At 54.7% G+C, this 24,808-nt stretch carries 25 protein-coding genes; 8 read left to right on the forward strand and 17 right to left on the reverse strand.

Annotation, left to right across the window (positions count from 1 at the left end; genetic code table 11):
* Positions 1-4: 4 nt before the first annotated feature.
* The 8 genes from OSB_RS03585 to OSB_RS03620 form a co-directional block, all read right to left on the reverse strand.
* On the reverse strand, positions 5-1,462 hold the full coding sequence (locus tag OSB_RS03585; protein ID WP_049833700.1) for a TadA family conjugal transfer-associated ATPase: 1,458 nt from the start codon (positions 1,460-1,462) through the stop codon (positions 5-7).
* A 12-nt stretch (positions 1,463-1,474) separates the two neighbouring features.
* The gene (locus OSB_RS03590; RefSeq protein ID WP_049833701.1) at positions 1,475-2,743 is read right to left on the reverse strand and encodes a CpaE/TadZ family protein; all 1,269 of its coding nucleotides are present in this window, start codon (positions 2,741-2,743) and stop codon (positions 1,475-1,477) included.
* A gap of 268 nt (positions 2,744-3,011) precedes the next feature.
* Positions 3,012-3,683 (reverse strand): OmpA family protein, encoded by a 672-nt coding sequence (locus OSB_RS03595; protein ID WP_049836027.1) that lies wholly within the window; start codon positions 3,681-3,683, stop codon positions 3,012-3,014.
* A gap of 18 nt (positions 3,684-3,701) precedes the next feature.
* Positions 3,702-5,126, reverse strand: coding sequence for a type II and III secretion system protein family protein (locus tag OSB_RS03600; protein WP_049833702.1), 1,425 nt, complete (start codon positions 5,124-5,126; stop codon positions 3,702-3,704).
* A 297-nt stretch (positions 5,127-5,423) separates the two neighbouring features.
* The gene (gene cpaB, locus OSB_RS03605; protein ID WP_049833703.1) at positions 5,424-6,281 is read right to left on the reverse strand and encodes a Flp pilus assembly protein CpaB; all 858 of its coding nucleotides are present in this window, start codon (positions 6,279-6,281) and stop codon (positions 5,424-5,426) included.
* A 133-nt stretch (positions 6,282-6,414) separates the two neighbouring features.
* The gene (locus tag OSB_RS03610; protein ID WP_049833704.1) at positions 6,415-6,600 is read right to left on the reverse strand and encodes a hypothetical protein; all 186 of its coding nucleotides are present in this window, start codon (positions 6,598-6,600) and stop codon (positions 6,415-6,417) included.
* A gap of 164 nt (positions 6,601-6,764) precedes the next feature.
* Complete coding sequence (locus OSB_RS03615; RefSeq protein WP_049833705.1) at positions 6,765-6,950, reverse strand: Flp family type IVb pilin; 186 nt, start codon at positions 6,948-6,950, stop codon at positions 6,765-6,767.
* 44 nt (positions 6,951-6,994) lie between these two features.
* Positions 6,995-7,180 (reverse strand): Flp family type IVb pilin, encoded by a 186-nt coding sequence (locus OSB_RS03620; RefSeq protein WP_049833705.1) that lies wholly within the window; start codon positions 7,178-7,180, stop codon positions 6,995-6,997.
* Positions 7,181-7,532: 352 nt separating this feature from the next.
* Here OSB_RS03620 and OSB_RS03625 point away from each other — a divergent pair, with 352 nt between their 5' ends.
* Together OSB_RS03625 and OSB_RS03630 are read left to right on the forward strand one after the other, a co-directional pair.
* On the forward strand, positions 7,533-8,393 hold the full coding sequence (locus tag OSB_RS03625; RefSeq protein ID WP_049833706.1) for a lytic transglycosylase domain-containing protein: 861 nt from the start codon (positions 7,533-7,535) through the stop codon (positions 8,391-8,393).
* 1 nt (position 8,394) lies between these two features.
* Positions 8,395-9,819: a UbiA family prenyltransferase gene (locus OSB_RS03630; protein ID WP_049833707.1), complete on the forward strand. Its 1,425-nt coding sequence runs from the start codon at positions 8,395-8,397 to the stop codon at positions 9,817-9,819.
* Between the two features lie 306 nt (positions 9,820-10,125).
* Here the strand turns inward: OSB_RS03630 and OSB_RS03635 are convergent, their stop codons facing one another.
* The 6 genes from OSB_RS03635 to topA form a co-directional block, all read right to left on the reverse strand.
* Positions 10,126-10,878: an SDR family NAD(P)-dependent oxidoreductase gene (locus tag OSB_RS03635; protein ID WP_049833708.1), complete on the reverse strand. Its 753-nt coding sequence runs from the start codon at positions 10,876-10,878 to the stop codon at positions 10,126-10,128.
* Positions 10,875-12,170, reverse strand: a complete 1,296-nt coding sequence (locus OSB_RS03640; protein ID WP_049833709.1) for an FAD-binding oxidoreductase — start codon at positions 12,168-12,170, stop codon at positions 10,875-10,877. The genes OSB_RS03635 and OSB_RS03640 overlap by 4 nt, the downstream gene beginning before the upstream one ends.
* Positions 12,167-13,174, reverse strand: coding sequence for a lysylphosphatidylglycerol synthase transmembrane domain-containing protein (locus OSB_RS03645; RefSeq protein ID WP_049836028.1), 1,008 nt, complete (start codon positions 13,172-13,174; stop codon positions 12,167-12,169). The genes OSB_RS03640 and OSB_RS03645 overlap by 4 nt, the downstream gene beginning before the upstream one ends.
* Before the next feature lie 223 nt (positions 13,175-13,397).
* A complete protein-coding gene (locus OSB_RS03650) occupies positions 13,398-14,021 on the reverse strand; it encodes a 3-oxoacid CoA-transferase subunit B (protein WP_049833710.1) in 624 nt (207 codons plus the stop codon).
* Positions 14,018-14,734 (reverse strand): CoA transferase subunit A, encoded by a 717-nt coding sequence (locus tag OSB_RS03655; protein ID WP_049833711.1) that lies wholly within the window; start codon positions 14,732-14,734, stop codon positions 14,018-14,020. The genes OSB_RS03650 and OSB_RS03655 overlap by 4 nt, the downstream gene beginning before the upstream one ends.
* Positions 14,735-14,842: 108 nt before the next feature.
* Positions 14,843-17,488, reverse strand: coding sequence for a type I DNA topoisomerase (topA, locus tag OSB_RS03660; RefSeq protein WP_049833712.1), 2,646 nt, complete (start codon positions 17,486-17,488; stop codon positions 14,843-14,845).
* Between the two features lie 187 nt (positions 17,489-17,675).
* Here topA and OSB_RS03665 point away from each other — a divergent pair, with 187 nt between their 5' ends.
* Entirely contained in the window at positions 17,676-17,864 is a 189-nt protein-coding gene (locus OSB_RS03665) for a hypothetical protein (RefSeq protein WP_049833713.1), read from the forward strand.
* A gap of 6 nt (positions 17,865-17,870) precedes the next feature.
* On the opposite strand, the gene dprA is transcribed toward OSB_RS03665, so the two are convergent.
* From dprA to tldD, 3 genes are all read right to left on the reverse strand, one after another.
* Positions 17,871-19,001, reverse strand: a complete 1,131-nt coding sequence (gene dprA / locus OSB_RS03670) for a DNA-processing protein DprA (protein ID WP_049833714.1) — start codon at positions 18,999-19,001, stop codon at positions 17,871-17,873.
* Positions 19,002-19,104: 103 nt separating this feature from the next.
* Complete coding sequence (locus OSB_RS03675) at positions 19,105-19,596, reverse strand: hypothetical protein (RefSeq protein ID WP_049833715.1); 492 nt, start codon at positions 19,594-19,596, stop codon at positions 19,105-19,107.
* Positions 19,593-21,014, reverse strand: a complete 1,422-nt coding sequence (gene tldD / locus OSB_RS03680) for a metalloprotease TldD (protein ID WP_049833716.1) — start codon at positions 21,012-21,014, stop codon at positions 19,593-19,595. Before tldD ends, OSB_RS03675 begins: the two co-directional genes overlap by 4 nt.
* A 180-nt stretch (positions 21,015-21,194) precedes the next feature.
* Between tldD and coxB the strand changes: the two genes are divergently transcribed.
* The 5 genes from coxB to OSB_RS03705 are packed head-to-tail and all read left to right on the forward strand — an operon-like array spanning position 21,195 to position 24,738.
* Positions 21,195-22,052 (forward strand): cytochrome c oxidase subunit II, encoded by an 858-nt coding sequence (gene coxB, locus OSB_RS03685; RefSeq protein ID WP_049833717.1) that lies wholly within the window; start codon positions 21,195-21,197, stop codon positions 22,050-22,052.
* Between the two features lie 31 nt (positions 22,053-22,083).
* Complete coding sequence (gene cyoE, locus OSB_RS03690) at positions 22,084-23,025, forward strand: heme o synthase (RefSeq protein WP_049833718.1); 942 nt, start codon at positions 22,084-22,086, stop codon at positions 23,023-23,025.
* A gap of 1 nt (position 23,026) precedes the next feature.
* Positions 23,027-23,281 (forward strand): hypothetical protein, encoded by a 255-nt coding sequence (locus tag OSB_RS03695; RefSeq protein WP_049833719.1) that lies wholly within the window; start codon positions 23,027-23,029, stop codon positions 23,279-23,281.
* The gene (locus OSB_RS03700) at positions 23,278-23,904 is read left to right on the forward strand and encodes a cytochrome c oxidase assembly protein (protein ID WP_049833720.1); all 627 of its coding nucleotides are present in this window, start codon (positions 23,278-23,280) and stop codon (positions 23,902-23,904) included. Before OSB_RS03695 ends, OSB_RS03700 begins: the two co-directional genes overlap by 4 nt.
* A gap of 30 nt (positions 23,905-23,934) precedes the next feature.
* Positions 23,935-24,738, forward strand: a complete 804-nt coding sequence (locus OSB_RS03705) for a cytochrome c oxidase subunit 3 (protein ID WP_049833721.1) — start codon at positions 23,935-23,937, stop codon at positions 24,736-24,738.
* The last annotated feature ends 70 nt before the right edge of the window (positions 24,739-24,808 follow it).

Raw genomic sequence — 24,808 nt, forward strand, 5'->3', positions numbered from 1 at the left:
TACCTTACTGGGCTGCTACAGGTTCAAAGATGGCTGGTGGTAAATCGTAACCCCAAAGCTTGAAGCGCTCTGAGAAGTGCGAACGCACCCCGGTGGCCGTAAAGTGGCCAATGATTTTATTGTCCGGCGTCAGGCCGACGCGCTGATACTTGAAGATTTCCTGCATGGAAATCACGTCGCCTTCCATACCGGTGATTTCGGTGATGGATGTCATGCGGCGAGAACCATCCTGAAGACGCGATGCCTGCACGATCAAGTTCACCGCAGATGAAATCTGCGAGCGCACCGCCTTTAGCGGCATTTCGATACCGGCCATCGCGATCATGTTTTCCAGACGTGACACACCATCACGCGCAGAGTTGGCGTGAATTGTTGTCATCGATCCATCGTGACCGGTGTTCATGGCCTGAAGCATATCGATAACTTCTTCGCCACGGGTTTCACCAACGATGATGCGGTCAGGACGCATACGAAGCGCGTTTTTCAGACAGTCGCGCGGGGAAACTTCGCCTTTGCCTTCAACGTTTGGTGGGCGGCTTTCCATCCGGCCAACGTGCGTCTGTTGCAGCTGAAGTTCGGCCGTGTCCTCGATTGTCAGGATACGTTCGTCGTTGTCGATGAAGGATGACAGCGCGTTCAAGGTTGTCGTTTTACCAGAACCCGTACCACCGGAAACGATGATGTTCAGGCGGGTAGACACAGCGGCCTGCAAATATGCGGCCATCTCTTCGGTGAAAGCACCGAAGTTCACCAGGTCATCAATGCCCAGCTTGTCCTTCTTAAACTTACGAATGGAAACCAGCGATCCGTCAACCGCAACTGGTGGAACCATGGCGTTGAAACGTGAACCATCCTGCAAGCGCGCATCGACGTAAGGGTTTGATTCATCAACACGACGGCCAACGGCGGAAACGATTTTGTCGATGATCCGCAACAGGTGCTTTTCATCTTTAAACGTCACATCTGTCAGTTGCAGTTTACCATCGCGTTCCACGAAGATCTGCTGTGGCCCGTTCACGAGAATATCGTTCACTGTTTCGTCTTGCAGCAGTGTTTCAAGCGGACCGAGACCTTTGACTTCAAAGAACAATTCTTTGGTCAACGTCTGGCGTTCTTCGCGGTTTAAAACCACGCCCATTTCGTCCAAGGATTCTTGGGCAATAGACTGGATTTCTGCTTTCAGGTCCTGATCCGTCGCGTTTTCAAGTGCGGCGAGGTTCAGGTTGTCCAAAAGTGCTTTGTGCAGCTCTAGCTTAATGTCGCCGAGACGCTCTTTGCGCTTTTTCTCTTTGTCGCCAGCCACAGCGACCGCCTGAACAGGGGCGGCTTTCATGATCGACTTGCGCGGCGCCTCTGGTGCGGCGGCGGGCAATTCGGTGACATTGTTTGCGTCGGCATCTGCTGCCGGTGCGGCCATTGCTTTGGCAACCAAAGGGTCGGTCTTTTTGTACTTAGAGAACATCTATTCTCTCCTTTATGCGGTTGCTGCTACGTCGGTCGAATTGACCTCGTGCACAGATTTGGCCAGCTTCGCGATCTCTTTGCGCAGCGGGTTTTTACCGATACCTTCAGCCATCGGAACGCCGTGATCGGCGTTTTGGGCAATGGCCTTGCCACCATCCGGAAGCAGCACTTCGATAGAAATGCCGAGGCTTTCAGCGAGGCGCTTGATCCGGCTTTTGCCATTCAGATCAGTGAACTTAGGAGCGCGGTTCAGCACGAAACGCAGTTTTTCGAACGGCAGTTGCTCACTCTGGAGCGCGCGTTTGATGCGAAGCGTGTTTTGCGCAGAACGCATGTCCAACTCGAGGGTCGCGAAATAGACGTGTGCCTTTTGCAGCACGGTTTCGGACCACTCGACCATCGTCATAGGCATGTCGATGATGACGTAATCGAAGTTCGTGCGCGCCATCTCGATGATGCGCTCAATGTCTTCCGGAGACAGCAAATCGAGCGGGATCAAATCTGTCGGCGCTGTCAGAACCTGCAATTTCTGCTCAAACGACAACAGGGAATGCATGAAGCTTTCGCTGTCCATGCTTTCGGTATCTTGCAGCATTTCAAAAACTGACTCGCGGCGCGGCAGGTCCAAGTATGTGGAAACTGAGCCGAACTGGAAGTCGAGATCAAGGATACAGACCCGCGGGCTTGGCGGTGCGTCGACGCCTTTGACCTTTGGTGGCTCCATATTGGCGAGCTCCCAAGCGAGGTTCACCGCCAAAGTCGTGGCACCCGTGCCGCCGGACATGCCCTGAACAGGGATCACAACACCGTTGTGGTCGCCCGAGGCCTTCAGTTTATTTTGAATTTCTGGTACAACAGGCGCCGGTTCTGGTGGTGTCAAAACGCGGTCGATTGCCTGTGCAAGCTCCCCTTCAGGAAGCGGGTAGGGGACAAATTCGTCTCCGCCTTCGCGCAGCAATCCGTGCAGGGACGCAGGGGATACATCCTCTGCGATCAGTAATACCTTGATATTGCGTTGTTTTGCCGCGCGAACGATTTCGGAGATGATGGACAAATCGCCCTCATCATCGGCGTCCAGCGCGATGGCAATAAACTCTAGATCAGCCGCCTCGGGCTGTTCAAGGAATGGCAACGCATCACCGAACCCAAGATCACCCCAGCTTTCGCCTAGGCAGGATTCCATATCTTCGATCAACAGATCGAAGTTTTGTACATCACGGCTCACCGTACATGCGGTGATTGGTTGTGGTTCAGGCTGTAACATATTCGTACTACTCATTGCCTTTTAGTCCTTTTACACCAGATCGACGGCGCGCTTATTTTGCGCCACTCCTGTCCTTTGGCCCTGAACGCAAGTCGCATTGGGGGCCTTGTTAGGAGTGTTTATGCTGACGAATGTGGGCAGGAATGGGGCCACAACTGCCCATTTGTGCGGTATTTGGAGACGGTAACGAGAATTTCAGACGGTTGTTTCCATATCTTGAGCGCGCTTGGAAACGAAAAAGGGGCCTCGAAAGGCCCCTGAAACACTATATTTTGCTGATGTTTTAGCCGCCGCCAGGGTTGAAATCACCACCGCCACCACCGCCACCAACCGTTGTAGGTGCTGTCGCGCTTGTGACGTATTCGCGGAAAATGATTGCGCCGTACTGGCCGTCAATCACTGACTGGTTTGACTGAACGAAACCAGAAACTTCGGTCACGGTCCGGCGATTCCGACGTTCTTGCCCTTGTGTCACGATCAATGGCTGTGTTTCCCCAAAGGATACAACGGCTTCGAGACGGCCGCGGTCAATACCTTGGCTTGTCAGGTAAAGAACAGCCGCTTCTGCACGGCGTAGGCCCAAACGGCGGTTGTAAGATGTTGAGCCAACCAAATCGGTATGGCCGAAAACCTTAAAACGCACTTCAGGGAACTGACGGATCCACGAAGCCTGCTGCTGCAGCGTAGCGCGTGCATTGGCGTCTAAGACCGTGGAGTTAAACGGGAAAGTTACCGTTGAATTTACCTCAGAGGCGAAGCGGCGGTTCAAATTGACCATGATGCTCGATTGGCCCGAATGGACCTGAGTGTTGTTCATGGTCGCGTTGCCAAAGTAGCCTGTATCAATCTCAGACCCGGCTTCGCGGGTGTTGAAGTCGCGCCACTGTGTAGCGGTGCCACCTGTACAGCCCGTAAGGACAAGTACTGCTGCGGTCAAAGCTGCTGTCGTTTTCATTGCCCCGAATCCCATCATTTAGTCCAACACGTAGCCATATGAACCGCTGAAGTCTTGTCGTGCAACCTCACCGGCGCCACCTTGTTGTGGCGCGTCCTCTGCCGCGACGCGACCAAAGAGGAACAAATCACGTTCGGTAGGTGGACGTACACGATCCGTCGGAAGCGCGAGCGCCTCGCCACGGGTCGGCGTTACAAGATGCGGCGTTACGATAATAACCAGCTCGGTTTGTTGGCGGCTATATTCAGCGGAACGGAACAGCGCGCCGAGAACAGGGATATCACCCGCCCAAGGAACCTGACCGGACAGATCAACGAAATCATCAGACAAAAGCCCGGCAATTGCGAAGCTTTCGCCGTCGCGCATCTCAACGGTCGTGGATGTTTCACGCGTCTTAAACGCCGCGATTGTGAAACCGTCTTGTGAGAAGCCATTTGACGGATCAAGCGAGCTAACGGATGCCTTAAGCTCCAAGTTAATGATGTCGCCATCAACAACACGTGGAATAAAGAACAACTCGATACCGAACGGTTTATATTCAACGGTTACAGAGCCTGAGTCCTGTGAAATTGGCACCGGATACTCGCCACCGGCGAGGAAACTGGCTTCTTGGCCGGAAAGGGCCGTCAGGTTTGGTTCTGCAAGCGTGCGAACAACGCCGCGGCTTTCCAAAGCTTCCAAAAGGATGCCGACTTCGACGCCACCAGCGTTGAAACCAAACAGGAATGCGCCTGCATTATCATTGCTTGCCGGCGTTGTGCCGGTAAGCGCTAAGTTTTGTGCAGTTGAGCCGACAGTCGTGCCGGTACCAGCTGAAAGACCAAGATCACCACCCAATGTGCTGCCACCAAGGGATAACGAGGAGCTAAGCGACTTAGAAACGGAACGCTGCATCTCTGCGAAGCGTACACGCAACATAACTTGCTGCGTTCCACCAACACTCATGAGGTTGGAAACGCGATCAGGTGCGTAGCGGTTGGCCAATTGCAGTGCGCGATCAAGGCGCGCAACGGAGGAAACCGTACCAGAAAGAACAATACCGTCGTTCGCAGTGCGAACTTCGATGTTTTCACCTGGCAGGATCTGCTCAAGGCGTTCTTTGAATTCTGCGATGTCTGGTGTCACGTGGACTTCCACGTTCGTAATAAGACGTCCGTCACCACCCAGAAGGGTAAGTGTGGTACGACCCGGTTCCTTACCCAGAACATAAATCGTGCGATCCGAAAGCGACGAGATGTCAGCAATCGTTGGGTTCGCGATTGAAAGTTCAGTAAATGGAACGTCGCTCTCTACAACAACCGCCCGGTTCATCGGCACGTTGAGCGCACTCGAAGGAGCGCCCCGCATGACTTGAAGGGTCTCAGCGGGAAGCTGAGCCGGAAGGTTCGTAAACGTAAGAGCCAACCCAGTAAGGGCTGCCTTGATAAATCTATTTTTTGTCATTGTGACCTGCCTCTAATGCCACGCCCGAAGCGGGCTTTTGCCCGTCATTAGGTCGAACCTGCGCCAAATTGACATTTTTTGCAAGAATCAATGTGTTGGGGTGCTTTGTTTATGTGGGTAACTGGCAACAGTTGAGTGTTGGCACGTTCGTTTTAAACTGAAACAGACGCCCGTGGCGGGGCCAGGGCGTCTGTCGGGTTTAGGTTGAGTTTGTGCAATTAGTACGGCCATGCGAGCGGCACACGTACTGATTGAACAACGTCAAATCAGGTAGTTAGCTGTTTCCGTAAGGTCAGCTTAATTTGTGCACGGGATCGGAATGTCGATCACTTCTGCGCCACGACGAGTTCGGATTGAACATTCTTGTTCTGCTTCGACCTCTGCAATGGGTGCTTCTGGCACAATTCCCAAAAGGCTTGCCTGATCGACCTCAATCGCACCGGAAACGGTGTCATCCGATCGTCCTACGAGTGACAAGGACAGGTTGCCGGTTGCTTGCGCTTGGGCAAGTGCTGCAACTTGGTTGGGGGAAACCTGCACTGTTACAGTCCGTGCAATCGTCGCACCAGTACGGCCGCTTTCGGACGTTTGGTCGACGGCGACCAATTGTACACCTTCTTGGATCAGCTTTGTGACTTCGCCGTTGCCGCCGCTTCCGACACCTTGAATGCGGCCTGTCCAGTAAACGTCAACGCGGTCGCCCGGGTTAAGGAAGCCGGAAACGCCAGAAGACACATCGACCTCGATCGTAAAGGCACGCATGCCGCGTGCGAGAAGGGCGCTGATACCAGCAACTTCGCCTGGAGCAGTAACCTTGGCGGCCAAGATGACCTCGTTTGGCTCCATCTGGCGGGTCACAACGCGAAGCTCTTCTGGACCGTTAGGGAACAATTCCTCTTCGGTGCGAAATGCGCCTTCTGGGAGAAAGGGTTCAGCGTATCTGATCACAACGATGTCTTCGGCCGTAATCTGTTCGCCGTGCTCCATAATACGGTTCACGGCATAGACGTCCACAGTCGGGACCGCCTGAGCTAAAGCTGCACGTTGCAGATTTAAATTGTTATTCTGTTCCTGAAAATACCCTTGCACCATATAGATGGCAAAGCCTGCTAGGCCCATGCCGACGATAAGGACAAGTCCGAATACTGCTCGCATTGTCTTTCCTTTCGGAGTTTGTGCCAATTCCTGCTGGCACGGATTTACGTGTTCCAATACTGCAAAAAGAATGCGGCCACTTTGTGCCGCATTCGTGTTCATGCTATGAAATTAAGATCGCGTTTTGTGCGAACTAGTGGGTAACGATTTCCTGTGAACTCAGGAATGCGCCAACGCTGGTGGACTTATCCGTAGCACCTGCAGCGATGAGCGCGATCAATGCGATGGCCAAGCCAACGATTGCGGCCGTTAGCACAACCCAGTCGACAGTGATGGCACCGTCTTCGCGTGCGCGGAATGATTTAATAAACTGTAACATGGTGGCTCCACTTGTTGGGGCGTTTCAAACTTTCCCTTTTGTAACCAAACAATGTGGCAAAAAAAAGTTGGCCAGGTGATGGTTTCTGGTCTTTAAGGTGCTGTATTTTAAACGAAAAAAGCCGCACCCGAAGGCGCGACCTTTCTTTCAAATCGTGACGTAGATTAGTACGTTGCGATTGTCTGTGCGGACAGCTGGGAAGAGATCTTGTCGCCCAAAGCTGTTGTACCGTTACCAACAGATGTCAGAACTGCGATGCCGAGGCCAACGATAGCGGCTGTCAGAACAACCCAGTCAACAGTTACAGCGCCGTCTTCGTCGTTGCGGAAGTTTTTGATAAAGTTAAGCATGTGTAGTCTCCAAAAAATTTGATGTGTGTTTGCCGTTAGGCGAATTAGTAAGTAGCGATTGTCTGTGCGGACAGCTGGGAAGAGATCTTGTCACCCAGGGCAGTTGTACCGTTGCCTACAGATGTGAGAACGGCGATGCCGAGGCCCACGATAGCGGCTGTCAGAACAACCCAGTCAACAGTCACAGCACCGTCTTCGTCGTTGCGGAAGTTTTTGATAAAGTTAAGCATTGTAGTCCCTCCTCAGGGTTTTCTCAGTTTCAGTATCTAGCCGGGAGTTCGTTGCACCGGCCTCTTGTTGGTGCGTTCCCGTCTTGGATGAGGAGTTTTTGCACTCCGAATGGGGCAAGAATGGGACAGCATTCGTGCAATTTTGTATCCAATTAGATTCTTGCGAAATAAACTCTTAGTGGCTTGAATTTAAATGATTTTACTTTTTAAAATAGTTAACGCGTGCATTTGATCGTTGCAAAATCGTGTCTAGTATTGGGCTGAAAAACCTATTGTTCACGAAATAGTAGATTACTGGGCCGCATTCGCGTTAAGTATAGTCAACAACAAGAAGCAGGCGGAGACCGCACAAATGCGGCGCAGCATTATAATGTCAGTTCTGATCGCCCTTTGTGGGGCGACAACCGCCACATCCGTGTTGGCGGAGAGTCATCGGTTGCAAGATGATTTCACCTTTCGGCGCGTTGGCGTACCACAAGCAGGGGCAACGAACCGGATTACCGTGCAGGTTGCGCCAAGCGCGCCCTCCGGTCCATCAGCACCATCAGCAGCCGGCGCCGCGACAGCAGCGCCCAGAACACCAGGCCAACCCGCGATTGCAGGTTTGGCACCCGCACCAAGTGGAACGGATTGGTATTGGGAAACGATTTCCCCCTCATTGGACGACGCAAGCACCCTGAGCTTAGAAGACGCCGTCGCCGCATTGGACACAGCACCTAGCGGTGAAGGCATTCCGGCACCACGATTGCAGGGCATGACAGAACTCGCAGATCGTTACGGGGTAGAAATCCTAACGGCGACGATTGGCACAGACGTTTCACCCGCGTTGGTATTAGCGGTCATTTCGGTTGAAAGCGCTGGGCGCTCGGATGCCGTTAGCGGGGCAGGTGCCCAAGGTCTGATGCAATTGATGCCGCCAACCGCCGCGCGGTTTGGCGTGACGGATGCGTTTGACGTGCAAGACAACTTAAAAGGTGGCACAGCTTACCTCGATTGGTTGCTGAACGAATTCGACAATGGCGTAATCTTCGCGTTGGCAGGGTATAATGCCGGCGAAGGTGCCGTGCGCAACAACAACGGCATCCCCCCGTATCCAGAAACGCGTGCTTATGTGCCCAAAGTATTGGCCGCATGGGAAGTTGCGCGGGGCTTGTGCATCACGCCGCCCGAATTGGTTACAGATGGCTGCGTCTTCAACGTGAACAGGGATTAAAATGTCCACTAAACCACTTGTCTTGGATGCCGACGGCACCTTGCTGCGCACCGATATGCTTCTTGAAGGAATCTGGAAGGGACTAGGCACTGATCCGGCCGCGACGCTGAAAGCGTTCGCTTTGATTAAGGATCGCGCCGCTTTCAAAACAGAAATCGCACGGATCGCGCCGCTACGTATCGATTTATTGCCCGTTAACGGTGATATCGCCGCGATGGCTGTTGAGGCGAAAGACGCAGGGCGCGAAGTTTCGATCGCATCAGCGTCAGATATCTCACTCGTGCAGCCTTTGGCTGAGCACTACGGCATCGAACGCGTTTTCGCCTCAGAAAATGGCGTTAACCTTAAAGGCAGCGCAAAAGCAGACGCACTTGTCGCAGCTTACGGTGAAAAAGGGTTCGATTACGCGGGTAACGATAAAAGTGACCGCAAGATCTGGGACCACAGCGATGGCGCGATTGTCGTTGGCAACGCAGGCGGTGGGGCCAAAGGGCTAACAAACGTCGTTAAGGTTAACGGTGGGTGGTCGCCACGCGCGGTTCTGAAATCGATGCGCCCGCACCAATGGGTTAAGAATGTACTGTTGTTCTTGCCGATGATCGCAGCACATGCCTTCTTCTTAGACACCTTCTTGGCGGTCTGTCTTGGCATCATCAGCTTCTCAGCAGCGGCCTCGTGCATATATATAGTCAACGATCTGCTCGATATCGAAGCGGACCGCCTGCACGTTAAGAAATGTAAACGCCCGTTCGCCGCCGGAACAGTACCTATACCGATTGGGATGCTGACCTGCGCAGCCTTGGGGGTGATTGCACTTGGGGTCGCAGCAATGCTGTCTGTGCAAATGTTCGGCGTCGTGGCGTTCTATATGTCGCTCTCATTGGCCTACTCACTGCGGCTCAAACGCATGCGTTGGATCGATATTATGGTGCTGGCGTCGCTTTATACTTTGCGCGTTGTTGCTGGGGCTGCCGCCAGCGGCGTTGATGCCTCGGTATTCATGCTGATCTTCATCTTCCCGGTCTTCATCTCATTGGGCTGCGTCAAACGAATGACTGAACTTGCACTTGCCAAAGATGAAAACCCCTTGCCAGGTCGAGGTTACGCGCGCCGTGATATGGGGGATCTGCTGAACATGTCTGCCGTGGGCATGATCGGTGCGTTGGTCATCTTCTTTCTTTACTCCTTCTCCGAGCAAGCACTCGCTCTTTATCCTGACCAATGGTTGATGTGGGTCGCACTCCTCCCTATCGCGGCGTGGCTCTATCGGATGATCAAATTGGGCTACATGGGCCAAATGGATTATGATCCAATCGTCTTCGCCATGAGTGACATTCGCGGCATTGGATTCCTCCTCATCACATTGTCACTGCTCTTTTACGCAGCGGGTTTGTGGTCCGAATGGTACGGGCGCATGTTCGGCTAAAAGGATCCAGCTTAATAGCTGTTCGCCTGCGGCGGCGGGGGAGCCTCCGGCGGGGATATTTAAGAGACAAAGGCAAGGTGGAGTAACTCTACCTTAACCATGCTCAATTAAATGCAGCGATGCGGTACAGGCGGGGACGCCGATGGCCGTAGACGGAGACAAGTATCGCTTGATCCAAAGCCCGGTACATTCCTTTTAAGGTGTGCCGGGCTTCTTGCTGTTTGTCTTTGTCTCGAAAATATCCTGGGGGAGTCCGAAGGACGGGGGCTAGCCCCCTCCACGCTCGCCGCAGGTACTGATCGAAGATCAGATCGACATTTTTTTAAAGATCGGTTCAGGAATAAGTTTGATGATGGTCATCACCGGCCACCAGATCCACTTTGTGTAAAGCGTGTTGCGTTTCTTTTGCAGCGCTTTTCGGATGTCTTGAACAACAGCGTCAGCGGTTGTCATAAAAGGTTGCTTGCCCAACCCTTGCGTCATGACCGTATCCACGGGGCCTGGTTTGACTGTTAGAACGTGCACACCGTGGCGCCCTAGTGCGTTACGAAGGCCAGACAGGTAGGTCGCAAAACCAGCTTTGGCGGCGCCGTAGACATAATTTCCAACGCGTCCGCGGTCGCCTGCAACGGAACCAACGCCGACGACGGATCCAGTACCGCGTTCAATCAGTACAGGGGCGAGCATTTGTAAGAAACGCGCGGGGCCTGTGAAACTGTCTGCAATAGTACCATCCACAAGGGTAGGATCGGCGTCGATCGCATCTTGCGCAGGCATAGAGCCCACGAAGACCGCACAGTTGATGGTTCCTGACTGTGCACTCGCCAAATCAATGATGGCTTGAAACGTGTCTGGAACACGTGCGTCAAAGATTGCAGGTGTCGCAGCGCTTGCGCCACGGGCCGTGGCGTCGTCGGCCGAAGCTTTCAAATCGTCCATCCGGCGTCCTGCTAGGATCACATGTGCACCTTGCTCGGCCACAGAACGTGTAAAGGCTTTGGCGATCGTCGAGCTGGCGCCGAGGATGATCCATGTTTGGTTTGTGTTCGTGTCGGTCATTGGGGTGTCCTTAGGTCTAGGCGGCGGGTCATGTCGGTTTGCAACTGACCCTCAGGGTCAGCCTTGGCGACAGCGCGCGCCCAATTGGAATGTTCAGGGTACATCGATTTGATCGCGGCCCCTGTCGAAAGCGCATCTTTTGCGAGGTAAAGTCGCCCGCCCGCGTTTAACGTTGCCGCTTCTAGGCGTTTGATAAGCGCGCGTGCAGCAGGGCGGTTGGGGAAGTCTACGGCGAGGGTGTAGCCCTCCATCGGAAATGACAGATACCCTTCGCGCCCTTCACCCATGCGTTTCAGCACCGCAAGCGGGGAGGCAAGGCCGGAGGTCGCGATTGTTTGCATGATCGTGCGCAGGGCTTCGGATTGATCCAGTGGCACAACGCATTGGAATTGATGAAAACCGCGCTTGCCGTAAAGCTTGTTCCAGTCGTGGATTTTATCCAGTGGAAAGAAGAAATCTTGCACGGTGCGCACGACGGTACGACCGATTTTCGGAACACGGCGGTAATAGGCAGCGTTGAACAGCTTCACGATTGGGCTGCTGAGGGCCCAATGCGGCGCGTTGAAGGGAACCTTCTTGGTGCCACGCGCGGTTGGGCGCAGGCCTTTGCAGGTTTCGCCTTCTTCAACGATGCCACGACCCAAATCTTCACCCGTTGCAGTCGCATCAATCCAGCCAACTGTGTAGGGCGCTTGGGAATTGTCGAGGAGCGACAGGTGTTCATCCCAATCGCTTGCGCGTTGTTCTGTCACCAACATCATGTCGCCGCGTGTGCGGACAAGTTGTAGGGTCGCCTGCGCAATTAGGCCCGTCTGCCCTAGGCCGCCACAGGTGGCGAGCCAAAGCGCACCCGTTTTTGGCGTGATCTTGCGCGGCTTGTCTTGGATCAGGGTAATGGCGGTGACGTGCTGGCAAAAACTGCCTGCGTGGTGGTGGTTTTTACCATGTACATCCATCGCAATTGCGCCGCCAACCGTCGCAAAGCCCGTGCCGGGAACAACGGCAGGCATCCAGCCTTGCGGCGCGAATACGCGGGTGAGTTCGCCGAGTGTAATACCAGCCTGAACCGTCAGTAGGCCTGTTTCGCGATCAAACGAGATGATGCGGTCAAGTTTGGTCATGTCGATGGCTTTGCCACCGGAGTTCAGCGGCGCATCCCCGTAAGAGCGGCGATTGCCGATTGCGGGGCCGTCGTTTCGTAGTGCTTCGGCGGTGTCAGGGATGGCGATGTCACCCTTCGCGCTCAGCGCGCGGCCCCAGCCAGAATAGGTTTGGTCTTTGGCCCAGATCATGCGGTGGCGGCCTTCTGTGAAATACGTTCGGCCATCGGGAACACGGCAACGCCGATCAGGATGGCGAACCAGAGCGTTGTGAGGCGAATGACGGCGGTGGCAGGGATTGAGACGTCGAGTGGGATGCCTTCAAGTGAGAGCAGCGCGACCATCGCCGCCTCGGCACCGCCAACACCACCGGGGGCTCCGGTCAAACCGCCTGCGAGGGTGGAGAAGGTAAAGATTGCGATTGCTTTCGCAAAGCCGATGTCAGCGCCCATCCACATTAACAGCAGATGAAACGCGTAGCCTTCAGCGACCCAACCGATAAGGCCAAGCGCGAGGGCGGCGGCCATGATTGGGCCGCTGGAAAAGACAGTAAGGGAACGCGCAGCGCTGCGCACGCGGGCCATCAGGCGAGGGAACTTGCCAATGGTGCGATAAAGGAGTGTGACGCAGGCCGCGAGGAGTTTAGGGCGTGTCGCGACAAAAGCAGCAGCAAGCGCAAGGAGGGCGACGGGCATTGCCATTTTGATGCCGCCTGCAGAAAGCGCGATGCCACCTGCAAGAATAAGCGCCATCGCTGCAAGGTCAGATGCGCGGTCCATCAGGACCAGCGGGGCCGTGCGTTCAACCGCCCAACCTGTTTCACGCTTGAGCCAACGCATGCGAATAAGTTCACCGACGCGGCCGGGGGTGACGGACATCGCAAAACCGCCCAAGAAATGGCGAAGGTCTTGGATCAGCGTCGTTGAGAGGCCGAGGCGATTGGAAAACAGGTGCCAACGGGCACCGCGAAATAGGTAATTCACAAGACTAAGGGCGAGTAGGATTACGATTTGGGAAAGCGTTAGCTGCATCAGCTGATGTTTTGTTTCTTCCCAACCCGTCGCAACTGCCAAACCGACAAGCCCTGCGATCACAAACGCAAAGAGCAGGCCAAGCAGGGCGATATCACGCCACCGTCTTGCAGGCCCTTTTGTCGTCTGTGCTGAGTTTCTCTCAGTTGTGTTTGTACTGCTCATCGTCATCATTTCGCGATTAGCGACAGAATAGGGCGAGACTATGACTTTGTTGTCAATTCGGAAACGGTTTTAGTGATGTTTGGGGAAAATATGCGCTTGCGCGCGTTCTTGTCACAGATTGAGGTGAGGTGATGAGAACTGGGCTGTTCCGCGCCGGGGCTTATGTTGGAGCCTCCGGCGGGGATATTTTTGAAACAAAAGCAAGGGCTAGCGCCTTGTTTGTTTAGACGATTGTTGCCTCGGTTGCGGCGCGAAGTTCGTCCTCGGTGACGCCATCGGCGCATTCAACGATCTTCAGGCCACCGTCAACAACATCGAGAACACCAAGGTTGGTGATGATGCGATCAACGACTGATTTACCTGTCAGCGGCAGCGTGCATTCCTTGAGGAGTTTGCTGTCGCCGTGCTTATTGGTGTGGTCCATCACGACAATCACGCGGCCAACGCCAGCCACGAGGTCCATCGCGCCGCCCATGCCTTTAACGAGCTTGCCCGGGATCATCCAGTTCGCAAGGTCACCTTTTTCGTCAACTTCCATCGCGCCAAGAATCGCAGCCGCGATTTTGCCGCCACGGATCATGCCGAAGGATTGCGCAGAATCGAAATAGGCTGTGCGGTCCATTTCGGTAATGGTCTGTTTGCCCGCATTGATCAGGTCAGGGTCTTCTTCGCCCTCAAACGGGAAGGGACCCATGCCCAGCATGCCGTTTTCGGACTGCAGCGTAATGTCTTTGTCACCGACGTAGTTTGCCACGAGCGTCGGAATGCCGATGCCGAGGTTTACATACCAACCGTCTTCGAGTTCTTCAGCTGCGCGTGCAGCCATTTGGTTACGATCCCACATTATGCTTTCTCCCGAACGGTGCGCTGTTCGATGCGCTTTTCGTGGTCGCCCTGAATGATCCGGTGCACGTAAATGCCGGGCAAGTGAATGCTGTCGGGGTCAAGCGAGCCTGTCGGCACGATTTCTTCGACTTCAACGACGCAGGTTTTCCCGCACATGGCGGCTGGCGGGTTGAAGTTGCGTGCGGTTTTGCGGAACACAAGGTTGCCGGTTTCGTCCGCTTTCCATGCCTTCACAATGGCGAGGTCTGCGAAGATGCCGTTTTCCATGATGTAAGTTTCCATGGCGCCATCAGGGCCGGTCGGGAAATCTTTGTGCTCTTTGTCATCCGCAATCACGGTGCCAACGCCAGTTTTGGTGTAAAACCCAGGGATGCCGCAGCCGCCTGAACGCATGCGTTCGGCCAGTGTGCCTTGTGGGTTGAATTCCAACTCTAGCTCACCGGACAGGTACTGACGCATGAATTCTGCGTTTTCGCCAACGTAGGAACTGATCATCTTTTTGACCTGACGGGTCTGCAGCAAAATCCCGATCCCGAAATCATCAACGCCTGCATTGTTAGATGCGAATGTCAGGTCTTTGGTGCCAGCGTCTTTGATTGCGCTAAGTAGCAATTCTGGAATACCGCAAAGGCCAAAACCTCCCGCCGCGATAAACATGCCGTCATGTAGCAACCCATCAAGGGCCGCAGCGGCGTTTGGATAGATCTTCTTCATTTAACCCCCCGTGTAAATTTGCCGCATTCAAGCGAGCGGTTGACGGGAAGTCAATGAAATTGCTGCGCCGCAGCGCAATTTAATGGCAAAATTTTCTGATCGCAGGCATCAATCTTTCTTGGGGCTTGCTTTCTTCTTGGTTGTCGCCTTCTTTGCTGCCGGTTTTTTCTTGGCTGTGGCCTTTTTCGCAGGCGCCTTTTTCTTAGCGGGCGCTTTTCGTGCGACTTTCTTGCCAGCCTTAGCTGCACGTTCCTCGATGAGCGTTACCGCTTGTGACAACGTCAGATCAGCGACTTCGATCGTATCGGGGATCGTTGCGTTGATTTTGTCCCATTTCACGTAGGGGCCATATTTGCCATCAAACACATTTACCGGTCCGCCAACATCAGGGTGTTCACCCAATTCGCGCACAGGCACGGCGGCTTTGCCACGTTGGCCACGGCTGGCAACCTTGGCGGCCAGCAGTTCAACAGCGTGGTTCATACCAACCGTAAACACATCCTCAAGGCTTTCGAGGTTCGCATTGGTGCCACCGCGATCCGACGTGGATTCTGCGTGTTTCAAATACGGGCCATAGCGACCGATGTTTGCGAAAACGTTTACGCCATCTTCGGGGTGGGTGCCGATGAAACGGGGCAGAGACAGCAATTTAACTGCTGTTTCCAGCGTGACTTCTTCGGGCGGCCATTCCTTGGGAATAGACTGGCGGTTCGGCTTTTTGTTGTCTTCTGTGACCTCGCCACGCTGGGCATACGGGCCAAAGCGACCTTTGTGGATCCAGATTTTGTCGCCGTCGTCTTCGCCAAGCATCTTACCTTCTGGTGGAATGCCTGATGCATCTTCGGCACCAGGAGGGCCGAACGCACGGGTGTATTTACATTCAGGGTAGTTGGAACACCCGATGAACGCGCCGCCGGCACGGGCCGTGCGCATGGACAAACGACCATTGCCACAGTTGGGGCAAAGTCGTGGGTCTGTGCCTTCCTCATTCGGTGGGAAGATATGTGGCGCAAGAACTTCGTTAATTTTATCAAGAACTTCGGTGATGGAATTGTCCATCGCTTCGTCGATGGTGACTTTGAAGTCGCCCCAGAAGTCGGCCAATACCTTCTTATAGTCGGCATCGCCTGCGCTGACGTGATCTAGTTCTTCTTCCAGCGACGCGGTGTAGTCGTAGCCAACATATTTACGGAAATAGTTGGTCAGGAACGCCGTAACGAGGCGGCCTTTGTCCTCGGGGATAAGGCGGTTCTTGTCTTTGCGAACATACTCGCGATCTTGAATTGTTGTCACAATGGACGCGTAGGTGGACGGGCGGCCGATGCCGAGCTCTTCCATCCGTTTGACCAAAGTGGCCTCGGTGTAGCGCGGGGGCGGCTGCGTGAAATGCTGCTCAGGCGTGACGGACGTTTTGGTGATAGCGTCACCTTCAGCCATCTGCGCCAAACGCTTGTCGTCGTCATCCACGACCTTGTCGTCTTCGTCGTCGCGGCCCTCTTCGTAAACAGCAAGGAAGCCGTCAAATAGTACAACTTGCCCTGTCGCCCGCAGTTCGACCTGACCATCATCCGAGCCGATATCGACCGTGGTACGTTCCATACGCGCAGCTTCCATCTGGCTTGAGATGGTGCGCTTGTAGATGAGATCGTAGAGTTTCTTCTGGTCGGGATCAGCGATTTTAGCCGCTTCTGCGTCCTTCATCAGGTCCGTAGGGCGCACACATTCGTGCGCCTCTTGGGCGTTCTTCGCTTTGTTCTTGTAGATGCGTGGGCTGGACGGCACGTAGTCCTTGCCGAATTTGGCAGCAATCGCTTCGCGCGCTTCAGTCACCGCTTCGGGTGCCATATCGATGCCGTCGGTCCGCATGTATGTGATAAGGCCCGCTTCGTACAAACGTTGGGCCGCGTTCATTGTCATACGTGCGCCGAAGCCGAATTTACGGCTGGCTTCTTGCTGCAACGTCGATGTCATGAACGGTGCGGATGGGTTCCGGTTCGCAGGTTTCGCTTCGACCTTTTTGACGCTCAGGTCGCGGGACTGCACTGCTTGTTGCGCCAGTTCTGCCTGCGTTTGGTTTTCAAGATCAAACTTTTCCAGCTTTTTACCAGCAAGCACAGTTAAGCGCGCATCAACGGATTGGTTGCGCGGTGTCTGCAGCTGGGCTTTTACGGACCAGTATTCGCGGTTGTTAAACGCTTCGATTTCCATCTCACGCTCAACGATGATGCGCAAAGTGACTGACTGAACGCGGCCCGCAGACTTCGCACCAGGCAGGCGGCGCCACAAAACAGGGCTGAGTTTAAACCCAACAAGGTAGTCCAACGCGCGCCGCGCGAGATAGGCGTCAACCAAGGGCTGATCGACAACGCGCGGGTTTTTCATCGCCTCAGTAACGGCGGATTTGGTGATGGCGTTAAATACGACGCGCGAAACGGGGGTGTCTTTCTTGATCGACTTGCGTTTGCGCAACGCCTCTTCGAGGTGCCAAGAAATCGCTTCCCCTTCGCGGTCGGGGTCGGTCGCGAGGATCAGTTCGTTATCGTTCGCCAAAGCGTCTGCAATGGCTTTGATATGCTTTTTCGAGTCGCTTGCGATCTCCCAAAGCATGTCGAATTCGTTGTCTGGATCAACAGAACCGTCTTTTGGCGGCAGGTCACGGACGTGCCCGTATGAGGCCAAGACTGTATAGTCGGACCCTAAATACTTGTTGATTGTCTTGGCCTTAGCCGGAGACTCGACGACAACAACAGGCATAGGAATCCTTTCAAAACACACATTGGTAATGGTTGGGCAAAATGTGGTTGGGCTTAAGGGATTGTCAATGCAGCATCTTGCCAATGCTTTAAGATTTAATCGTTTCCCCCTAAATGCGCGCCACGTTGCCGCCCAAATCTTGCATTATTGAGGGGAACTGAGTGCCCCAAAAGTGGAAAACACAAGAATGTTTGAAATTGCGATAGGAGTCACCGTCGGTGCGATAATTGTGGTTCTGTTCATTGTCGAGCGTGCCATCGGAAATCTGCCGGCGTCCCATTGGATCAGTAGAAAGCTCAAAGGCAAAGAAACTGGGATTTATGGTGGTGATTGTGGCGGGCCAGTTGGCGGGTCAGATTTTGACGGTTGCGATTAGTAGGCACTAAACCGCACGAGCCAGTAATCCACCCGGCTGACGAATGACTTTTCCTTCAAGCTCAAGATCTACAAGAAGAGGAGCAATGGCAGTTGCTGGCGCAGACAGGCTACGCATGAGCTGGTCTTCAGCCATTGGTGCGGGGCTTAGGCGGTCGAGGATATCTGTGTGAAGCAGCGCGGTTTCGCGCAAAGATCGCGGTTGTGTGGGGGTGTCGAGCGGTAGTTCGGGGGCGGGCGCGCGTGGGTCGCCGAGATGATCTAACACGTCATTGACGCCGCGCACCAAGATCGCGCCATCACGGATCAGCATGTTGCAACCGGCAGCGCGGGCATCAAACGGATGACCGGGAACGGCGAGAACGTCGCGCCCTTGGTCCAGCGCTGTGCGCGCAGTGATCATGCTGCCGGACTTGGCCGCGGCTTCAACAACAATGGTCGCTTGGGCCATGCCGGAAATGATACGGTTGCGGGCGGCGAAATGGCGGGGGTGCGGGTGCAGACCTATTGGTTGGTCGGACAGGCGAAGACCCTGTTTAGCGATTTTCTGCGCGAGGTTCGCGTTTTCGGCGGGGTAAATAACGTCAACACCGCCTGCCACCACTGCGACAGTTCCCGTGGCGAGTGATCCGTCATGGGCCGCAGCATCAACACCGCGTGCAAGACCGGACACAACGGTAAATCCTGCCGCGCCAAGGTCTAGTGCAAGTTTGCGGGCCATTCGGGTTCCGAGAGAAGACGCATTTCGCGCACCGACAAGGGCAACCATCGGACGTTTGAGGACGCTCGGGGAACCGGTCATCCACAACATCACTGGAGCATCTTCAACTTCGGTTAAGCCAACGGGAAAATCATCCTCACCAGCAAAGACAAGCCGTGCTTTGGTGGCGTGGCCGGCCTTGAGTTCGCTACGAATAACGCCTTCTGGGCAAATCTTATAGTCGGGAACACCAGCTTCGTGCGCGATACGCGGTAAAGCCTCAAGCGCGGCGGCAGCGGAGCCATGTTCAGCCAGCAAGCGGCGATAGGTGACGGGGCCAACGCGACGAGAGCGCAACAGACGGAGATGATCGACACGGTCATCTTCCGTGGTGGGTGGGAGTGGGGGGTGAGTGGAAGAACAATCGCTCTTAGTCATCGTTTTCCCCGTCTGTTGCAAAATCAGGTCTAGATTAGGCAAGTTAACGGAAGGTTATTAACCACATGTTTTTTCATGACCCAAAGAATGGTCAGGCTGGGCGTCATGAAAGTGGGGCTTTTAATCCAACACCTATTGCCGTTGGGTGGACAAAACGGATCGCGCCCCAATACACCACTGCAAGAGTGACGCCGACACAGCCGATCACGATGGCTTCTTGCGATGGGGCAAAGCCATTCATCACTAATGCGGCGAGTAATCCGGTTAGAAAGCCACCAAGAACCGCAACACCCCATCCTGCAAAACCACGCGCGGCAGCGAAGGCGCTAAGGGGAATTGCTGCCAGTAATCCGCACCAAGACACGAGAGGCGAGGCGACGAGAAGTATCCCAATGGTTTCGATCGCGAGAACAGGCGAAGCCTGAGGGTCTTCGGTGATAGGCACCGTAAACAGCCCAGTAAGGCCAACGATTATAGTTCCTAGAATTACGGGACCGATAAGCACGGCCAACGTCCCTGTAAGGATCGGCAGGTGGCCCGCTACGCGAAACCCAGCCGGATTGGTGCGCCAGACGGGGTAGCGCGACGTGATCATGTCGCAGCGCCGCCAACGGTCAGCCCACCGATCATTAGGCTTGGCTGGCCAACGCCGACCGGAACCCATTGTCCCGCTTTGCCGCAATTGCCGATTCCGGGGTCGAGCGCCATGTCGTTGCCGATGCCGCGAATTTGTTTCAGGGCTGTTGCGCCATCGCCGATCAGGGTTGCGCCCTTGACGGGAGCGCCGACCTTGCCGTTTTTGACGCGGTAGGCCTCGGTGCAGCTGAACACGAATTTCCCATTGGTAATGTCGACCTGTCCGCCGCCAAAGCCAACGGCATAGATGCCGTCCTTTAGTCCTGTGAGCATGTCTTTGGGGTCGTCCTGTCCGCCAAGCATATAGGTGTTGGTCATACGTGGCATCGGGATGTGGGCAAAGCTTTCACGGCGTCCGTTGCCAGTAGGTTCGACACCCATCAAGCGCGCGTTCTGGCGGTCTTGCATGAACCCGACAAGGACGCCGTCCTCAATCAGCACGTTCTTGGCGCTGGGCGTTCCTTCGTCATCCACGGTAATCGAACCTCGACGATCAGGGATCGTGCCATCATCCAGTACGGTCACGCCCTTGGCGGCAACCTGTTCGCCCATCAGTCCGGCGAAAGCAGACGTGCCTTTGCGGTTGAAATCACCCTCTAACCCGTGGCCGACGGCTTCGTGCAACAAGATGCCGGGCCAACCTGGGCCAAGCAGAACATCCATAACGCCAGCGGGCGCGGCTTCGGCTTCTAGGTTCACTAGCGCGATGCGCAGGGCCTCACGTGCGACGGGTTGCCAATGGTCTGGGCCGATCAGGTTGATCAGGCTGGCACGTCCGCCGCCGCCCATTCCTCCAGATTCGCGGCGGCCGTTTTCTTCGACGATGACCGAGATATTCAGGCGGCTCATCGGGCGTGTGTCGGTCACAAGCGTGCCTTCGGGTCGCAGGATAACAACCTCTTGGTGGGACGCGGCGAGGGTCGCGCTGACTTGAACAACGCGTTTGTCGAGGTCGCGACAGAATGCATCGATTTCTTTTAACAGGTCGATCTTGGCAGGGAATGTCGCCTCGGCCATCGGGTCTTGGTCAGAATATAGGACCGTGTTTGTGCGGGCAGGGGCGTCGGCCAACGTGCCGCCACCATCCCCAACCGCCAAACGCGCAGTAGCAACCGCGCGGCGAAGGGCATGTTCGTCGATTGTGGTTGAATGGGCATAGCCTGCGACCTCTCCGCGAACAGCCCGCAGGCCAAAACCTTCGGTGGCATCATAGCTGGCGGTGCGAATCCGGCTGTCATCGAAAGACAAGACCTCGGAACGGCGGCGCTCGAGGAACAATTCACCATCATCTGCCCCCGCAGTGGCATCACGCAGCATTGCCAAGGCACTTTCCTGATCTAGATTCGTCTCAAAAGGGCGGAAAGGATCGTGCGACATTCGGGATTCCTGTCTGTTTCTTTGATTTGGATCAAAAAGCGACCCTTTGACACGTCTGGATCGCTTGAGTTGGCCTACAGGATATGGGATGACCCAAGACGAATACAACGGGATTCCGCTTGCGGAGTCGCGGAGGAATTGAAGATCGCGCACCGTTCGCGCTTACATCACAGGGATCACATGCAGATGATGAACATCGCAAAACGTTTTGGACTTGCCGCAGCTGGCGTCGCGCTGGCGGGAACAGCCCATGCACAAACCGCCATTGAAGATCTTGAGATCATTGGCGCACCGACACCAGGTGCAACTGGTTTTCAGCCGGCCGTGACAGAATTGGCCCGCGACCTGCAGTGGCTGGATGGCATGTTGTTGGTGATCTGTGCGGTTATCACGCTGTTCGTGACTGGCCTGCTGGCTTGGGTCGTCCTGCGTTACAACAAGAAATCCAACCCGACACCTGCGACGTTCACACATAACTCGCCGCTCGAAGTTGCTTGGACGATTGTTCCAATTGTCGTCCTCGTCTTTATCGGCGCGTTCTCCCTTCCGGTTCTGTTCAAGCAGCAGGAAATCCCTGAGGGCGACGTGCATATCACTGTGACAGGCAACAAATGGTTCTGGAGCTACGAGTACACAGACGAAGCGATCTATTTTGACAGCCGCATGATTGGCTACGCGCAAAACATCAACGATGACATCATCGCTGAACTTGAAGAAGCTGGTTATTCCGAAGACGAGTTCGGTTTGGCAACAGACACAGCAGTGATCGTTCCTGTTGGTGCGACTGTTGTTATGACGGTTACTGGATCTGACGTGATCCATTCGTGGACGATCCCAGCATTCGGCGTAAAGCAAGACGCCGTTCCTGGCCGTTTCGCGCAACTGTGGTTCAACGCTGAGCAAGAAGGCATCTACTTTGGTCAGTGTTCAGAGCTTTGCGGTAAAGACCACGCCTATATGCCGATCACTGTGAAAGTGGTTGATCCAGCTGTCTACGAAGAGTGGGTAGCGAGCGCACAAGAAGAATTCCCAGCTTAATCGTTGGGCCTATCTTTAATCGAGGATCGTAATGACTGACGTGACCAACCAAACGCAGACGCAAGAAGCGCAGATGGGCGATTATTTCGCCCTGATGAAGCCGCGCGTCATGCAGTTGGTTGTGTTTACGGCCCTTGTTGGGTTGGTCGTTGCACCTGTTGGTGTGAACCCGTTCGTTGGTTTCGTTGCCGTCTTGTGCATCGCTGTGGGTGCCGGTGCATCCGGTGCGTTGAACATGTGGTGGGACGCTGACATCGACGCGATCATGAAGCGCACAGTAAACCGGCCGATCCCGTCGGGCGCTGTGCAGCCAAATGAAGCGCTGGCGATTGGCGTGACACTGTCGGCTTTTGCCGTTGTGTTGTTGTTCTTGGCGACAAACGCATTGGCCGCGGGCCTGCTGGCGTTCACGATCTTCTTTTACGCTGTCGTCTATTCCATGTGGCTCAAGCGTTCGACGCCGCAAAACATTGTGATCGGTGGTGCCGCTGGTGCGTTCCCTCCGATGATTGGTTGGGCTGTTGCGACTGGGTCTGTTTCGATCGAATCCGTTCTGATGTTCGGCCTGATCTTCATGTGGACGCCGCCGCACTTCTGGGCGCTCGCGCTGTTTGTGAAATCTGATTACGGCGATGCGGGCGTTCCGATGTTGACGGAAACCCATGGCCGCAAGGTTACGCGCAACCATATCCTTGCTTATTGTGTGCCGCTGGTTGTGGTCGCGTTTTGGCTTGGCTTTACGTCAATTGGTGGCCCTTTCTACCTGCTGGTCGCACTGGTGTTGAACGTTTGGTTTTTGAAAGGTTGCTACGGCATCTGGACGCGTACGGACGAAGATTCTGATGCCGACAACCACGCTGTTGAGCGCCGCACATTCGTTGTCTCTATATACTACTTGTTCGGCCACTTCGGTGCCCTGATGGTTGAGGCGCTGTTGCGCAGCTACGGCCTGACGTCATGGGCGGGGTGGTAAAATGGCAATAAGAGCTGAACATGAAATCCATTCGCGCCGCAAAGGGCGCAACTTTGGCGTTGGCCTGCTGCTTCTGGGCTTTATCGGCATCGTTTTTGGTCTGACTGTCGTAAAGGTTCTTGGTCTGACGGACATCCGTCAGCTGGAACGGTTCGACCACGTCGCCCGTCCGCAGCTTGAGCCGGGTGCATTGGAAGCGGCGGAGCAACGCGCTGCTGATCTTGAAGCCGCTTCGGAAAGTGAGGCCAGCGAATGAGCCTGAACCCGTTTAACCGTATCCCCGAAGGCCCGAACCGCACAGCTGCACAAGCTGTAAGTGTTGTTGTCCTGATGGGCGCGCTGTCTTGGGCGTCCGTGCCGTTTTATGATTGGTTCTGTCGTGTCACCGGTTTCGGTGGCGTAACGAACGTCGCGACGATGGAAAGCCAGACGGTCCTCGATCAGACGATTACAGTCCGCTTTGAAAGCTCAACAGCCGCTGACATGCCATGGGATTTCAAACCTGTGCAGCGTGAAATGGAAGTGCGCATCGGTGAAACCGTTCTGGCCTTTTATGAAGCCACCAATCCAACAAGCGAACCTATCGCAGGTGCCGCGTCCTACAACGTTGCCCCCTACGAGGCCGGCGCGTTCTTCGACAAGATTGATTGCTTTTGCTTTGAACAGCAAATTCTGCAACCAGGTGAAACGGTAAGTATGCCTGTTTCATTCTTTGTGGATCCTGCCATCGTGGATGACCGCGAAGGGCAGTATGTGCATACGATTACTTTGGGATATACGTTCCACCGGAACGATCTGCCCGTTGACTATGATACAGCCACCCTTCGGGTGGACGAACAAACCGCGCTGGAAACAGTGCAACCGACAGACCTGAATTAATAAGACCAACGCCGTAAAGGGACGAAACTCATGGCCCATGAAAAGAACCACGACTACCACATCCTACCGCCTTCTGTTTGGCCACTTCTGACAGGGGTTTCTGTCTTTGTTATGCTGTTTGGCGCCGTTCTCTGGATGGATTCCAGCGACAGCCCATACGTCTTCCTGATGGGTTTCGCGGGCGTGTTGTATTGCATGTACGCTTGGTGGGCTGAAGTTATCGTTGAAGCGCACCAAGGCGATCATACGCCGGTTGTCACCATCGGCCTGCGTTATGGTTTCATCATGTTCATCATGTCCGAAATCATGTTCTTTGCCGCTTGGTTCTGGTCTTTCTTTAAGCACGCAATGTACCCAATGGGTCCACAGTCCCCAGCGATTGATGGCCAGTTCCCGCCAGCGGGCATTGAAACGTTCGATCCTTGGCACCTGCCACTGATCAACACGTTGATCCTGTTGTGTTCCGGTGCTGCTGCGACTTGGGCGCACCACGCGCTTGTGCATGAAGACAACCGTGAAGACGTGAAGTCCGGTCTGATCCTTGCGGTCATTCTGGGTGTGATCTTTACTGTGTTCCAAGCTTACGAATATGGCCACGCGGCGTTCGGCCTTGCTGGCAACATCTATGGCGCGAACTTCTTCATGGCGACGGGCTTCCACGGTTTCCACGTGATCATCGGTACGATCTTCCTGTTCATCTGTTACCTGCGCGTTCGTCGCGGTCACTTCACAGCTAAGCAGCACATCGGTTTCGAAGCTGCGGCATGGTACTGGCACTTTGTAGATGTTGTATGGTTGTTCCTGTTTGCAGCCGTCTACGTCTGGGGCCAGTAAGCGACCTTGACCTGAACGGTTTGACACGACAAGACGCGCAAGGATAACTCCTTGCGCGTCTTTCTTTATT

The sequence above is a fragment of the Octadecabacter temperatus genome, assembly GCF_001187845.1.
GTDB lineage: Bacteria > Pseudomonadota > Alphaproteobacteria > Rhodobacterales > Rhodobacteraceae > Octadecabacter > Octadecabacter temperatus.